Origin of the sequence: Tamlana flava, from assembly GCF_041287255.1 — a bacterium.
Lineage (GTDB): Bacteria > Bacteroidota > Bacteroidia > Flavobacteriales > Flavobacteriaceae > Tamlana > Tamlana flava.
This window is the reverse complement of record NZ_JBGGTX010000004.1, coordinates 347,649-364,059: the sequence shown is the minus strand read 5'-3', so window position 1 is coordinate 364,059 and position 16,411 is coordinate 347,649. Positions and strand designations below refer to the sequence as shown.

General features: G+C 38.5%; 7 protein-coding genes. All 7 read right to left on the bottom strand.

Features of this window, described 5'->3' with window-relative positions; all coding sequences use genetic code 11:
• Nucleotides 1-16: 16 nt before the first annotated feature.
• The 7 genes from ACB104_RS13400 to ACB104_RS13370 are packed head-to-tail and all read right to left on the bottom strand — an operon-like array spanning nt 17 to nt 16,404.
• Nucleotides 17-3,541 carry a malectin domain-containing carbohydrate-binding protein gene (locus tag ACB104_RS13400; RefSeq protein ID WP_370479517.1) on the bottom strand — a complete coding sequence of 1,175 codons (3,525 nt, stop codon included), beginning with the start codon at nt 3,539-3,541 and terminating at the stop codon, nt 17-19.
• A 1-nt stretch (nt 3,542) separates the two neighbouring features.
• The gene (locus ACB104_RS13395; RefSeq protein WP_370479515.1) at nt 3,543-6,227 is read right to left on the bottom strand and encodes an alpha-d-galacturonidase; all 2,685 of its coding nucleotides are present in this window, start codon (nt 6,225-6,227) and stop codon (nt 3,543-3,545) included.
• The gene (locus ACB104_RS13390) at nt 6,227-8,167 is read right to left on the bottom strand and encodes an exo-alpha-sialidase (RefSeq protein ID WP_370479513.1); all 1,941 of its coding nucleotides are present in this window, start codon (nt 8,165-8,167) and stop codon (nt 6,227-6,229) included. The genes ACB104_RS13395 and ACB104_RS13390 overlap by 1 nt, the downstream gene beginning before the upstream one ends.
• A 22-nt stretch (nt 8,168-8,189) precedes the next feature.
• Complete coding sequence (locus ACB104_RS13385) at nt 8,190-10,934, bottom strand: glycoside hydrolase family 78 protein (protein WP_370479511.1); 2,745 nt, start codon at nt 10,932-10,934, stop codon at nt 8,190-8,192.
• A gap of 10 nt (nt 10,935-10,944) precedes the next feature.
• Nucleotides 10,945-12,504: an MGH1-like glycoside hydrolase domain-containing protein gene (locus tag ACB104_RS13380; protein WP_370479509.1), complete on the bottom strand. Its 1,560-nt coding sequence runs from the start codon at nt 12,502-12,504 to the stop codon at nt 10,945-10,947.
• Nucleotides 12,505-12,521: 17 nt separating this feature from the next.
• Nucleotides 12,522-14,993, bottom strand: a complete 2,472-nt coding sequence (locus ACB104_RS13375; RefSeq protein WP_370479507.1) for a glycoside hydrolase family 95 protein — start codon at nt 14,991-14,993, stop codon at nt 12,522-12,524.
• Nucleotides 14,977-16,404, bottom strand: coding sequence for an acetylxylan esterase (locus ACB104_RS13370; RefSeq protein ID WP_370479505.1), 1,428 nt, complete (start codon nt 16,402-16,404; stop codon nt 14,977-14,979). The genes ACB104_RS13375 and ACB104_RS13370 overlap by 17 nt, the downstream gene beginning before the upstream one ends.
• Nucleotides 16,405-16,411 lie beyond the last annotated feature (7 nt).

The window sequence follows — 16,411 nt, the reverse complement described above, 5'->3', positions numbered from 1 at the left end:
TGCGATTACTTTTTATTTATTGAAATTCAAACGATTCTATACGTAAGCCTTTCATTTGATTTGATTCTAAAGTTATTTTATAGGTTCCAGCGTTAATAAATCCGCCAGAAGTAGTATTCAAAATTTTCCATTTGTCTTGCCTTACGGGAAATTCAATATCATCATTACGCAACAGAATACCATTGGCATCCTCAATTTTCAACCGCACTTTTACTGAATGGTCGTTCATGTTCATATAATGGTAGCGCATCAAATAAATATTCGCCACGCCCGGATTTACGGTAAATGTGATGCTGTTTTCGGTATTTTGGGTAAATTCAACATAATCACTTTTTTTGAAATTGGCTTTATTAATGCCTCCACCTGTGACTTTAGCATCTTCAGCCTCAAGCTTCAAAATCGGCCTAATATCTTGCTCCTCCATAGAATAGGAAGGTACCACAGCAATTGAATACATTTCTCCTTCTCTAAGGCTGCCAAAATTCACCCGTTCCCCTTTTTTGACCTCCTTTCGGAAAACATAAAAAGTAGTTCCTGCGTTATTTTGTACTGTATCGTTCAACTTTTGATAACCAGATAACCAAGATAACGGAAACACATTTGAATCATATAATATATAAACATTCGCATTTTCTTTTGAAATGAATGACCCTGAAACGCCTCTATTTTCCTCGGAATTTGAAAAACGAAGATAATGCGCTCCATAAAGTTCTGATGGCAATTTTTGATAACGAATATTTGAATTTACGTATTGTTTATGGTTTAGATTTAACCATGTGCCAATTTCAAAATCCGCATTGGTTTGTACATTTAAAACATCCTTATCGGAAGGTTTTGCAGGTTTAATATTTCTATTTTTTGAAGCTATGGCAATGGCTGAAATCACTGCTTGTCCCGAAGCCATGTTGGGGAATGAAATAACCATTGTGCCGTTTTTGCTTTCAGCTATATACGATTTTTTTAATGCTGCATCATGCCCTACTTGGCTCCAAATATCTAAATCTTCCTCAACGGTTTCATCATTTATAGCGATATCAAAAACACGCCAATCTTTGCAGTTCATGCCGTCTCCTGTTCCGTACCACGGTTCATTAAAAAACAACTCCACCAAATATTCGCCATCTGGGGCAGGAAATTCATATTTCAATTTATCTGCCCCATATCTAAAACTTTGAAACAAAGGCCAATCTTTGGTATTTGCAATAGGGTCGTTAGTTTGCCTTTGGCTAGCGTAAAATGCGGGAAGATTTTCAAAGTCATCCGTCCATGATAATGAACCCCAAGTATGTTCGTCAGTTTTATGCACATCGGCCAACCAAGTATTTCCGTTATTATCTTTATAATCTGGACCACCACAATTTACCCGATATAGATAATGGTAGGCATCATTTGGATTTAAAACGTCATTAACATTATTAACAAGCTTGTTTAAATTTGGAGCTTCAGGCAAATTGTTTAAAACAATATAATCTTTAGCCACGGCTTTTCCGTTTACAAAGCCAACCGCATAAAGCACATTGTGCATTATATTCACATTATTCCACTCGAAATGCTGGCCCATACCGGGGTTTTTTATCCGCCCAAGTGAACTATTTTCAACATCATTAAACAGTTCAACTTCATCACAATTAGAATAGATATCGATACCATTTTTAATTCCTGTTGACTTCCAACGATTTGGCCATGTGTGAGACACAATATAAACCATGGGTTCTTTTTCCTTTGAAACGTAATTGGAACGATACATATAAAATACATCTAAAGGTTCTCCCCAAATGGTGAAGATGCCTTTATAATTTACAGGGCCAATTTTATCGATGTCCCGAAAACCTTCACCGTTTTGCGAGCGACCTGGGTTTTCATGCGAATATAGTAACCAATGGTATTGACCAACAATTTTATCAATTACTGATTCTGCTTCGTGAACCTTGATTTCCATAAGTTGAGAGAAACGATTTTCGCTAAATTCCCCTTTTTGGTTGAATTCACCTTCGGTATGTAAATCTACCGAACGCCATCCACCATATTCGCCATTCAGTAATTGTTCCGTCAATTCCTCACCATAATTATACGGGTTGCCACCGTAAGTTCCTGACCAATTTTGAATCACATTCCAATCAGTGCCCTCACCGCCATTACAGGTGGTTACAATGCGCTGTTTGGCAGAAGTCGGGTCGAGTTCTCGAATAATTTGCGTGCATTCTTCAGCAAATTCTTTTGGAATAGTGCTTTCGTTTTGCAAACCCCACATAACGATAGACGGATTATTTCTCCGCTCTTTAATCCATTCCTTTAAAAGTGTTTTGAAATTTTCCTTAAACTCAGGCGTGTCATACCAAATATGCGCCGAAAACTGACTCCAAAACAAAATACCTTCTTTATCTAAATGCTCTTGATAGAGCAAATTATGGGGTTGGTGTCCTTCTCGAAAGGCATTGTATCCAGCAGCTTTTACCTGTTCTATTCTTGTTTGTATTTCAGTTTCTGAAAAAGAATGGCTTTTCCCAATTAAATGTTCGTACTCGCAAGTGCCGTTAATAAAAAACGGTTCGTTATTTATAAAAAAACGATTGTCATCATCCTCACGATTTACGGGCCAACTTACCCATCGAATACCATAAGGCGTCATTTGAGCATCCACCAACACATCATTTTCGTAAATATTTGTTGAAAGTTGATAGAGATATGGATGCTCAGGAGACCACAATTTTGGATTGGAAATTTTGGGTAATGTTTGTTTTATTTCTTTTGAATCTGAAAGCTTATCAATCACTGTTTCCATTGACGATACTTCATCACCTTCGGGGGTTAAAAGGGTATTTACAACCCTAATTTTTTTTTCAGAGCCACTGTTATTTTTTAATTCTGTGGTAACATGAAGTAAAGCCCTTTCTTTGTTTGTTTGGTCATCATTCCAAATATGAACGCCAAAAGGCTCGATTCTAACATCGCTAGTTATCACCAAAGATACCGGCCTAAAAATGCCCATAGGTTGTGACCCTTCCGAAAAGCCCCATTCACCAGAGCAACCACCACAAACCCAAGGTAAGTCAGCTATAAATGCCGGATGTTCTGCTTTTACAATAATAATGTTTTCGGTATCAAAATTGATAGCATTGCTAATATTTAGCGTAAACGTTGTTCGTCCACCTTTATGTTCGCCAACCTGTTTCCCATTTACCCAAACCGTTGCGTAAGACCCTACACCTTCAAAAAACAAAAAGTGCTGCTTACCTTGATTTTGTTTATCAAAAGTCAAGGTTTTTTTGTACCAAGCTGTACCGTGAAGGTTACCATGTTTTGCTCGACGATAACCATAATACTGGTCCCAATTGTGTGGTACCGAGACTTTTTTCCATGGCATTTCTGCTGTTGGGTTTTTAACAAAATTCGATTCTGGCAGGTTTAAACTATCGAGGTGGATGGTTTCCCAGTTATCGTTCAGGGAAATTTCCTTTCGAACTTTCGAAATATCCTCTTTAGTTTCGCATGAAAGGAAACCGAAAACAGTAATTAAAAATATATAACTTAAATGCTTCATTTTAATAAAATAACCAATCCACAGAAATACCATCTTCTAAATTGTTGAGACCAGCATCATGGATTGCAATGTCTTCATCGCCTTCAATAAACCCTAAAATTAAAACACGTCCTTTGCCCAATATTAATTTATGTTCACCAGGTTCATAACGATAACTGTAAACATTTACCGGATATAACCCCGAGATTAGCATGGCATTAGCAATCTTTATATCAGCCTGCCCCCTGTCGTTCGCATGAGCATTGGTTTCTAATGTTGGTGGTTCTAAAACGGTATAACTGTTGGTATTAAAATACCCAACCAATATGTTCACAGACTTATCGGTTTTAAAATGCAAAACCGTACCGTTTTCTTGTTGCTTTTTATCTGAAAATTGCACCCCAGATAACCGTTTCAATTCTTCTGCAACCCCTTCAATTTGAGCGTCATTATCAGAATAAACATTCATTCCTCTTTTCATCGGGAAACGCTTAATGTTTTCATTAAGAATGGTAACTTCAACGGGCTCGAAAACCTTGTATTCTTTCAAACCTTTCCCATCATTTCCTTTTGATTTTAGCATATCAACATTACGCCTAAAAACATCAAGTTCATTTTGATAATGCGGCAAAAGTTCTTCCCAAGTTTTATTGGTTCCGTTGCTCCCAGTTATCGGAATTCGGCGTTGTGCGGTTTGCATACTATTAGCGTACAGGTAAGTATCTTTTGTAAGCTTGGTTAACTCGGTAAAATACGCAACACTCTTTTCTAGAAATGGAATGGCCTTTTCAAGGTCTTCAATATTATTGGAATATTTATAATTTAAAACGAGCATTGCCGCCTTTACCTTTTCCGCAAAATAGTTTGCAAAAGCATCGTAGCAGTACACGTCATTTTTAAAACGCTGAAACTCATCTTTATTTGCTTTAATTGAAGTTGAAGCATTCTCTATGGCTTTTACCGCAAGTTTTCCGTGATTAACAACCTCATCAATAATTTGTGGCGGAGTTTCACCCACATGCGGTTCTCCTTTCCATTCTTTCGCCGCATACTCTGTAAGAATTTCACCCACTGGCCCATTTGATGACAAAAAGTCCTTATAAACATGATACTTAAATGGGTTAACCAATTGTCCCATAAACATGCCGAGCAATAAGGTTTGTCGATTTCCATCAGAAATACCAAAGGTTCGAAGAAGTTTTGGAGCGATTTCACCAGTTTCTTCGTAGGCTTGTAAAATATCTTTTCCACTTTTGCCACAATCGTAATAATCACCCAAAATATTCGTCCAATAAAGCACTTCATCGAATCTATCACGATTGGATTTCCAAGCATATCTAGCCCATGCTTGATACCACATCCAATCCCTGTCGATCTGTTTTAATCGAGGCGAGGTTTTATTGGCGGTGTACGGCCAATCCCAATAAGACGCTTGCGGATATAAATGCAAACCATTAGCACCTTGAATGCTATGCATTGCTTTTACACTTTTTTGAATGAAATCTGGCGAACTGTAACGAAAAGGCTCCAAATTTGCCAAAACATGTACGTTGGAGATATGTACAGACCCCAACTTGCTTAAAGCTTTTGGAATATCTTCCCAAGCATCTCGTGGCTCGTAGGTTGTTAATGACTCACCATTATATTTAAACGTGGTGTAAAGGTTTTTGTAAATAGGCAATGCCGCTTCCATAACACGTTTGGCATCAGTGTCATGACCACGTAAAACTATTGGTGGTTCATTGGTAATTCCTAGTTCTTTTAACCCATTTTTCACTCCGGGAATAATGGTTTCTGTAAACCATTCCACATCATCATCGATGGTATGCATAGCTTCTCCTAAAGTTACCAAAAACCCAACGTTTGGGTATTTTTTAATGAATTCGGTAATCGATTTTTGTGTGTAATCTGCAATTAATGGTGTTATTGGGCGGGTACGTTCTTGGGTTTTTATGCCATGTTTTTCGGCAAAAGGTTTTGAAACAATAATGTTGTAAAACATTTGAATTACCCAAATACCTCGCTTGTCAGCTTCTTCAGTAATGAATTTGAAAATCGCTTCGTTTTTTTTGAAGGTTTCTTCATCAACCTCTACCGCATATGGATAATCATCTAATTTTACCAATGAAGCAAACGGATGGCCATTCCATAAATACAAAGAATTGTATCTGTTTTCAACCATCATATCTAAATACTCAATCCAATGTGCTTTATCATAAAACCAAGGAAAATTCTCGGATGTATAAGGATACTCATAAACGGTGCGTCCTGGTAGATATTCAGTTTTTTGAAGGCCAATGCAAGTGCCACGCAAAACCATTTCTGGTTTATCTTGAATATGTAGATCTAAAGGAATTTCGCCAGAAGCCTCAATTCTATCACATAACTCTAAGACACCATACAAGGCTCCAGAAGCATCAGTTCCTTGGATATTTATGCTATTTTTTGCTGAACTTATTTTAAAACCTTCTTTATTGGTTTTATCTGCTTTTTCAGTAATTGAAATTGTAAGCACATCTTTGGTATTTTCTTCATTAGTTGAAGCTAAACTCACCTGAAAACCGATATCTACGAATGTTTTTTCAAGCCTTTCTTTAGCAAAACCAATTCTAAAATTTTCTTCGTTAGCAATAATGACTACCGTTTTATTTTCCGAACACGAAGTAAACAGCATTAACGCTAATATTATAACTGGAATGTTTCGCATTACTCACCTTTAAATACCTCTTTTAAATACTTTACGTTAGCACTATAATTTTTAACCACATTATGTACATCGGTGGTATCGCGCGAACGTTCTACAATCAGCCAACCTTTCCAATGCATATTATCTAAGGTCTCTTTTATTTTTGGTAAGTCTATTGCTGGGTCGTTCTCAATCCAAAACCCGTCGGTATTTGAGGCATGGATTTCCCCAATATTATCGCGACCAAGTGTTTTTAGTTCTTTTGAAATATCACGACCGTTTTTAATCGGATTAGCAAAATTGAAAGCTATTTTGATGTTTTTGTTTCCAATTTCTTCAAGAAGTTCTTTCTCATCGGAAGCTGAAAGCGAGGTTTCAACGGCTATAATACCGTTAATTTTATCGACCTGCTCACCCGCCCAGCGTAAACGCTCCACAATCGCTGGCCTAAGCTCTGGGTTTTCAACCAAGTCACCTTTTGTCCCTAGTGGCAAATAAGCTACTTCAACATTAAAGGTTTTCATGACTTCAATACAATCTTCTACCATGCGCTTTACAGTAGGGCGTTCGGCAAAGGATTGCGCATAGAATCCAGACATAGCAACAGAACTTATACCTACCCCTGTTTCAATGGATTTTTCCTTAAACACCCTTACACTTGCGGTATCGCCGTTAACAAATTTACTATCAAATGTTTCGCGGTCGCCTAAACCTCCCATATCCATTTCGATGCCGTCGGCTCCTATTTCTTTGGCTCGCTCAAACGAACCTAACTTCTGGCGTTTCAAAATCATCCAATCACAAACGGCAACTTGGTAACGCTCTTTTGTTGGTCCAGGCCAAACGCCATCTTTTATAGGGAAGGTAACTAACTTTGAAGGGTCTATTTTTACATATTTGATTTTTTGTCGCCTCCATGTGTACACGCAATGTAGCATACCATCTGAGCCTTGAATGATTGACGGGTAGGAATATTGACTTATTTTAGAATCTTCTAAAACCAAAGCAGCATTCCAGTTGATACCATCTTTTGAAATGGCTAAATTTAAAGGACTTCGGTAGCTTTTTTGCATATCTTCGTTGGGCCAAACATGGTTATAAATTAAGGCATGCTTACCGTTTTTCATGCTAACCGCATCAGTACCTGAATTGTTATTGGGCATGTTCAATAACTCCAAAGGCGACCAAGTTTTTCCGTTATCTTCAGACCAAGTTGAGAATAAGTGTCTGTTTCGGGTGCGGCCAATTTGTTGTAATTTTCCGTTTGCATGGAATAAAATACTGGGTTGAATGGCGTTAATATCATTTAACCCTTTAGGCAAAGTATCACCCATATGCCAAGTTTTTCCAAAATCTGGAGTAGATTCCATTCGTAAATTCCAACCATTGCCTTCAATACTTGACGGCAACAAAAGCGTACCATCATCCAATAATTCTGGTTTGTTTTTTATTGGCCCTAAAAAGCTATCAGGCAATTTTTCTGGTTCTGACCATGATTCTCCACCATCAGAAGAACGCATCAGCATACCCCACCATGTTGATGGATGTGGGCCAATCTTGTAAAACAACATTAAATCACCATTAGGAATTTGGTACAATACTGGATTCCATGTTGGGTAGCGCAGTTTGTCATTTTGTACGCCGTTGGCAACCTCGACTGGCTCTGTCCATATTCCATTTTTGCGCTTGCTTAACCATATGCCCACATCAGGGTGGCGCTCGTGCGTGCCACCAAACCACGATGCAACTAATTCGCCATTAGTGGTTTCCACAATAGTTGCCGCATGGCATGACGGATATGGTGCTTTATTATAAATAAATTCGTCTACAATAATACCTTCGCGCCATGTTTTATTAGCCAAGGCTATGGCCTGTTCTGCCTCTTTGACTTGTTGCTTGCAACTTCCTAAAAGCAGGAGGCTAAATAATAGTAATGTGGTTTGAATTCCTCTTATTTTCATTATGATTAGTCTTTTTGCTCGATTATTTTACAGCTATGCTATAAGTTCCTGATTTTAATTCAAAAACCAAATTATCCCCTTCTGTTTTTATGTTTTTTGAAACTCTCTCTAAATTCCGTTTGTTGATTTTAATCTTTGAAACATCCGTTGTTGGTAAAAAAACCAAAGCACTAGTATTCGGCGGTATGGAAATGTTCCAAACCAGCTTATTTTTCTTTTTGGTCCAATGACTTTTGATGCAGCCATAACTGCATTCGTAGGTTGCATTTACGAAAGACAATCCAGCATTAAAATCGGGTTTCATGATGATTTGCTTAAACCCAGGATGCACTTCGCTACTTTTAATTCCGGCAATATTTTCATAATACCAAATCATTAAATCTCCTAAAAGCATCACGTGGTTTTGGGAGTTCATTTCTGGGTCAGCCGTATTACCATTCCATAATTCCCAAATGGTAGTGGCACCATTTTCAACCATATATCCCCAGCTAGGATAAGTAGTATTTGATGCCAATTTATAAGCTAAATCGCCTCGCCCAAAATTGGTTAATGAGCGCATTAAAAATTGTGTACCAACAACACCGGTACTTATGTGTCCTTGTTTAACCGCTTCAATTTCATGAACAATATTTTGAAACACTTTCTCTTCCAAATCCTTAGGCACCATTCCAAAGGCCAAAGGCAATACATTGGCCGTTACTGTATTATTGGCATAGCTAAACGTTTTGGTGTTTAAATATTTATTGTTGAATGCTGTTTTTATGCGTTCGGACAATTCATCATAATGTGCCACATCAGAGACATCGGCATCAATAATGTTTGCAAATTTTTTCATGAGTTGAAGCAAATGATAATAAAATGCACTGGATAGTACTTGACCATCAGTCAATCGCATCGGGTCTTTAGAGCGAATAATCTCCAGAGACTCCGGTGGAACGCACCAATCCCCATATTTATCTTGGGTCATTAAGTCATTTTTTAGATATTGGCTTTCCATATACACTATCCACTTTTTCATGTATGGATAATGATTCTTTATAACATTTACATCACCAAATTGCTGGTAGAGCATGTCGGCCACCTTAATATATGCCCCTTGCCAGGTCACACCATCACCATAATAACGCCAAAATGCAGGAGCCACATCGGGTATTCCTCCATCTAAAGTTTGTGAAAACTTGATATCGTCCAACCATTTGGCATATAGTGTTTGATTATCAAAGATGAAACTTTCGCCATACGCTCCGGTTGTTCTATCTCCTAACCAAGGTTGACGCTCGTTACGTTGCGGACAATCGATGGGCATGCCTTTATAGTTCCCTCGAATACCCCAAAAGGCATTTTTAAAAATTTGGTTCATAGTTGGGTTAGAACACTCAAACGTTCCAACTGTTTTTAAATCGTCATAAACTACCTTTCCAACAAAATCTTCCAATTTAGGTTTATAAGCATATCCCGAAAGTTCGACAAAACGGAAACCATGATAAACAAAAGTGGGTTCCCAAATTTCTTCTCCCTCGCCTTTTAAAATATAGGTGTCGGTTACTTGGGCATCGCGAAGATTGGCAATGTACAATGAGCCGTCATCTTTTAGCGATTCCGCAAATTTCATCTTGATGATATCACCTCTATTTCCCTTTACTTTTATTTGAAGCCAGCCTGCCATGTTCTGCCCCATATCCAAAATATAAGTCCCGTTTTTGGTTTCGGTTATAGATTTTGGTATCACGGTATCCATCACCTTCATGTTTGGTGTCATTTGGCCTTCGGGGAAACCTCCGGGTTCTTGTACCCACATCATATTCAGCCAATTGCTATCATCAAACCCTGTTTTGTTCCAGTTTGGCAATTCCATTCGGGCATCATAAATTTCGCCATCGTATTCATTGTTTTCACGAATGGGGCCGTATGGTGTAAACTTCCAAGTTTCATCGGATTTTATGGTTTCTTTGGAGCCATCTTCAAAAGTCACCACCAATTGTAAAGCCATTTTTGGAAAACCAAAACTCTTTATTTTATACGGTTTATATTCTTGGCGCATTGCAAAAAAACGACCGTTTCCTAAAATTGTACCTATAACATTTTCACCCTTTATTAGTTGATTGGTTACGTCAAAAACATTGTATTTTATGTTTTTGGTATAATCTGTTGGAACAGGTGCCAAAACTTGATTGCCTATTTTTTCTCCATTAATGTAAAGTTCATATAGCCCCATGCCCATAAAATAGACTTTAGCCTCTTTTACTTCCTTTTCTAAGTTTATAGGCTTTCGTACATAGCGTGCCGATAGTTTTGAAAACTGACCAAGGGTATCGCCTTCAAACAGTTGATTATAACCGATCCATCGTGTGGATTTCCATTCAGCATAACTTAAAATCCCCATGCTCCAAAGTGCAGTTTGGCTCCATTGGGTTTCCCCTTTATTGGTCCAAACTTTTACTTTCCAAAAAGCTACATCTCTGCTATCGAGCTTTTTTCCTTTGTATGGCACGTTAATGGACGCATCGATTTCTACTTTACCCGAATCCCACAAATCAGCTTCATTATTCTCTAATTTTTCTTTGGAAGAAGCTACCAAAACGTGATAAGCAGTTTGCTCAACTTCAGTCTCATCGGTAACAATTTGCCAACTCAACCGTGGTTGCAGCACATCAATACCCAATGGATTTGTAAGCATTTCGCATTGCAAATGGCTCAATTCTATACCATTTTGGGCGATTATTGAAAATGATAGAAAAACGAATATTAATAAGATGGCTTTTTTCATCGCTTTTATTTTATTCAGAAATAAGTCTTTCTAAGTTTTGGGATGAAGCTACTTCTTCTCCATTTCTAAAAACTTTTAACCCTTTTCCTTTTTTGTATTTTTTACCTGTTTTATCCCAAAGAATAGTTATGATGTCTCCGTGATAAAGCACTTTATCCAAACAAAACCAATTCCATTTATCTTCTGGAATTAGCGGATTGACTTCAATTTTTTCATCAGCCCTAGGGCGCAAACCCACCAAACCCGAAATGATTAAATCGTTGAACGTAGAATGGTTGTAATAACGACTGCGCTCTCTATCGCCCATTAGCCAATAGCCCGTTGCTTCATCCAAATACTCGCCAATGTATGGTCTGCCACGGTAGTATTGTGACTCCACATACAAATTCATTTGTTTGAAATAATCGGTTTTATCAACCACATTTTGGTCATAGTTGTTCAACAAATTAGCCAAAGCTGTTAGTGTTTGCGACGTGGCAAAGGGCCAGACGGCACCATCCCATTCGCAGGTTCCAGTACCGTGACTTCTAAAACGTGGACTGCGGCGTTCGGCGGTAGTCAACCCGAATGGTGCTGCAAAACCGTCATCATCCTTAAATTGCTCCCAAGCTTGTTCGAATCCTTTATCTTTTGAAGGCAGGTTAAAATACCAAGGAATAAACCCAATGGCTTCGCGTACATTTGCCGATGTGTCTTTCTCTGTCAACGTTTCAAAAAAAATATCATCAGTATTCCATAATTTCGTTTCTACCAAGTTTTTCAGCGTACTAGCTTTAGTTTCAAAAGAAGAAACTTTTTCTTCATCACCTTTCATTTCTGCCATTGTAGCCAAAGCTTTGGCATTGGCATACATATAACTGTTTATTGTAGGGCGGACATTTTGAACACGACGCCCACCACTCAATGATTCTTCCATGCCATCTTTTACATCATGCTGCCAAAACAAACCATCCGGTCGCTGACGTTCTTCTTCCCATTTGGCATAATCGTCAACCAAATCAGGGTATATATCTAAAAGAAAATCTTCATCTTTATTGACCAAATACATATTGTAAAGTGCATCGGGTGTCCAACTACTAAATTTGTGCAGTTTTTGCATCGGTTTACCATCATTTCCCCGATACCATAAATGTACATTTTGGTTGATGTATTCGGGGTTGTGTGCCCAACGGAATTCATAAATATGATGCCCAAGCGCGCAGGCTATTAAATTATATTTATCGGCATAAGAGCGCTCCACCAAAAACTCAGTAATGGCATAACCTTGTGGCGTACCAGTGATGTGTTTGCGCAAGCTCCACCAACGGAAATAGTACATTTCCTCAAAATTATCCTGCGGACAATCAAACAACGGAATATTTTTTTCCATCCAACTCCATGCACTATCATTAGGTATGGCTTTAGTAATGTTTTCGTCTTCCATTCTATTGAAATAATCTACATAAGGCTTGTAGTCTTCAACGTTTAAAACATAGCCGGAGCTTTCCTTATTCTCTTGAGGATTACAACCTACAAGAACTATTGGAAAAGTGATCACTAAAAGCTTTATATGTATTGTTTTCAAGGTCATTTCTAATTTTTCAAATGTTATTTTCTATAAAACGCATAGGTTTCTCCTGCTTTCATGGGTACATCGTATTCGTAATATTTTAGAAGTTTTAAAGGCTCTATTTCTGCTTTTTCCGAAATGACAGGCTGTTTTACCTTCACATCAATAAACAACCGATTTGGGTTATTTCCTTTGGCACTTTTTAATGCTTTTCCTTTGGAATCTCTTAAGGGTATTTGAGAACGCAAACGGCAATTGCCATCAAATTTTGATGTAATTTTCACAACGGAAACTTGGTTGTTTTTCCATGCTAAATCAATTTCATAGCCCCCTCTGGATTTCAATCCCGTTATTTCTCCATTTTTCCATTTTGAAGGTAACGCAGGAAGAAGATGAATTGCCCCTTCGTGACTTTGCATCAACATTTCGGCTATACCTGCAGTACAGCCAAAATTACCATCAATTTGAAATGGTTGGTGGGCATCAAGCATATTTGGGTAGGTTCCGCCCCCTTTCCGTTGATCTGCGGTTACCAAATGCAATTGGTCTTGCAGCAGTTTGTAAGCATGGTCGCCATCCAATAACCGCGCCCATAAATTCACTTTCCAACCCATAGACCATCCCGTGGACTCATCACCACGAAAAAACAACGATTTTTTAGCCGCTTGAAATAATTTGGGCGTTTTAAACGGTGAAATTTGATTGCTCGGAAACAATCCGTATAAATGAGAAACATGTCTATGGTGGTCTTCGGGGTCGTCCCAATCCATCAACCATTCCTGTAATTGTCCGTATTGCCCAATATGCATGGGTGCCATTTCTGCTAATGCAGCACCTAATTTTTTGGTGAAATTTTTATCCTCGCCTAGAATATCTGTTGCGTTCATAACATTGGTAAACAAATCGAAAACCAATTGATTATCCATGGTAGTGCCTGCCGCAATTGTTGATTTTCCATCCTCTCCTCCATGAGTGTTTTCAGGTGAATTTGAAGGTACAACCAATAAATAACCTGAATTGGGGTCTTTCACCATAAAATCCAAAAAGAAAGCCGCGGCGCCTTTCATAATCGGGAAGATTTCCCTTAGAAATTCCTTATCTCCTGTATATAAATAGCGTTCCCATAAATCTTGACACACCCAGGCACCACCTGTTGGCCACATACCTGATGCTGCCATATCAATGGGGCCGGTAATACGCCAAATGTCTGTATTGTGGTGCAACACCCAACCGTTTGCATCATACATGATTTTGGCTGTTTCTTTGCCCGTTTCTGCCACTTCTTTGGCCAACTGAATAAAAGGCTCATGCATTTCTGAAAGATTGGTCAATTCTGCCGGCCAATAGTTCATTTCAGCATTAATGTTCATGGTGTATTTGCTTTCCCATGGCGGAAATAACATATCGTTCCAAATACCTTGCAAATTGGCAGGCTGCCCTCCAGGTTGTGAGCAGGAAATTAATAAGTAACGCCCAAACTGGAAATATAAGGCGGCCAATTGCGGGTCGAATTGTTGTGCATATTTACGAATGCGTTCATCAGTAGTTTCTTCGGCCGCATCAGTAGTGCCCAAATATAAAGTCACACGATTGAAAAACTTTTGATAATAGGCAGCGTGTGTTTTTTTGATGGTTTCAAAATCCTTTTCAATCGCTTTGTCTAAAAATGCCTTGCTTTTAGTAACCTCATCTTCAGAAATGTCCTTGTAGCTTATGAAATTGGTTGCAATTGAAATATATAATGTGACTTCGTCTGCTCCTTCAACACTTACTATACCATTTTGTATAGAAAGTTTTCCGCCTTTATTTTTGGCCGTTAATCGCCCTTGAAATTTCACTTGTCCCTTTTGCCCTTCAACGGTGCTGGTTACACCAGAAAGCGCCACTTGATTGTTTTCCGTAACAGTTTTTGTTTTATCAAACGGACTCACCATAAACCCATTAAATGAAATGCTTTTTGGTTGACTGGCCGACAATTTCAACACAATGACATCATCCTTAAATGCCGAAAGAATTTCACGGGTATATTCCACCCCATCAACCGTATATTGAACTTTGGCAGTAGCATTTTCAATGTTTAAATCGCGATAATAATTGGAATAGTCTTGATGACCAGGAAATGACAAATACAAACTTCCAAAGGTTTGGTATGGCATACCATTATTGGTTTGTGAACGAATATCTGAAGTTGCCAAATCCTGTGCTTCCTTGTATTTTCCATCAAAAATTAGTTGCCTCACTTTCGGTAGGGCTTTTAGAGCCTTTGCATGCGCATTGCTGTTTGGTGAGCCTGCCCAAATGGTTTCTTCGTTAAGTTGTAAACGTTCTACACTTGGGTCGCCAAAAACCATGGCCCCTAGACGGCCGTTGCCCAAAGGAAGGGCTTCGTTCCAGATTTCTGCCGGTTCGTCGTACCAAAGTTTTAATTCTTGATTGGATTGTGCTTCGACATCCTGAATTCCAAAAATTAAAGCCAATGTGTAAAAAAACAGTTTACTCTTTTTCGTCATGCACTCTTAAATTTTTCTCCCCAAACAACTCATAAAGTTTATCGATATCCTTTATGGCGTTTTTTGGTAAATTTTCCTCTTTATCATTAAACACGTATAAAGCCTCATAAGGTTCTATAATACAGGTGGACTCGTCAATTTTTCCTTGTTTGTTTTTTGCTTTGTTCAAATCCAAATCGAGATATTTTGCCATAAACGGATACATGGCCATGCGCTTTGAAAAGCCATAATCGTGCCCTTCATTTTTAAAATGCGCATTTTTTACAGCATCTTTTTTATCGTAAAAACTATAGGTTCTTTCAATGAATGGAAACTCCGTTTCGGGCACGTTTTGAGTCCAATCTTTTCCGTCGGAAATAATAAGTTGGGGCTTTGGAGCCGCCATGGCAGCAACTTCTACATTATTAGTTCCATTGCCACATAGGTGAATGCCCCTTCCGCTTTCACACGGGCAACCGCCAGAATGGTTTGCAGAAACCATAACCACCGGCACCGAAACGGTAATTCTTTCATCCAACGCCGATAAAAACATGGTTTGGGAACCACCGCCAGAACCACCAGTTACACCTACACGAGTTCTATCAGCATATTTTAGAGTTATAACATAATCGAGTAAACGCATGCCGCTTAAAACCTGAATGGTAGAAGCGATGCTATTTCGATGCGTTGATGATGGAAATTGCAATCTGGATTCGCCCCAAGCAAATAAATCATAATTGATCACGATTGCTCCCATTTTGGCCAACATAGCACATCTTATTTGCTCACTTTCCCGGTAGCGGCCATTACCAAAATGACCGTTGGGTGTGATAACTATTGCTGCATTTTCGCCTAACGGATAAGGTTTGTAGATGGAACCCGTAGTATAAACTCCAGGGAGAATTTCCAAACCAATATTTTCAACGCTATAGCCATCGTAAATTCTTTGCTTGGTCAATATGGGTTCCGATTTTGGCATCAAGGGAGCTTTATCCAAACCAAAAGCAGATGTCATGCAGGCTTTTAGTTCAGCCTTTCGGGCTTCCCATTGTTCCTTATTATGGTATAAATGCGATAAAAAGGATAAACGTTGTTCTGCAACAGCTTCAGAAACCCTATGGTATTGAAATTTTCTAACTTCATAGGTACCATCTCCATTTTTAAAAGCCACCAAATTGAAAGGCACCAGAACATTAGATAACGATAACTCTAAATTGCCCTGTTGGATACGCCAATTGGCATATTCCAGAACTTTATCGTTTAGCAAATGGTCATAATCCTTTATTTCAACATTGAAAATAGTTTCAATTCTCTTGATGGTTTCCATAACCGGTACTTCAAAATTGGTGTCTGAAGTTTGCGCCACAACCTTTGCAAATGATAACACCAAAAGCATTAGCCCAAATTTTGTATGAATGTTTCTTATTCGCATCGTTTTT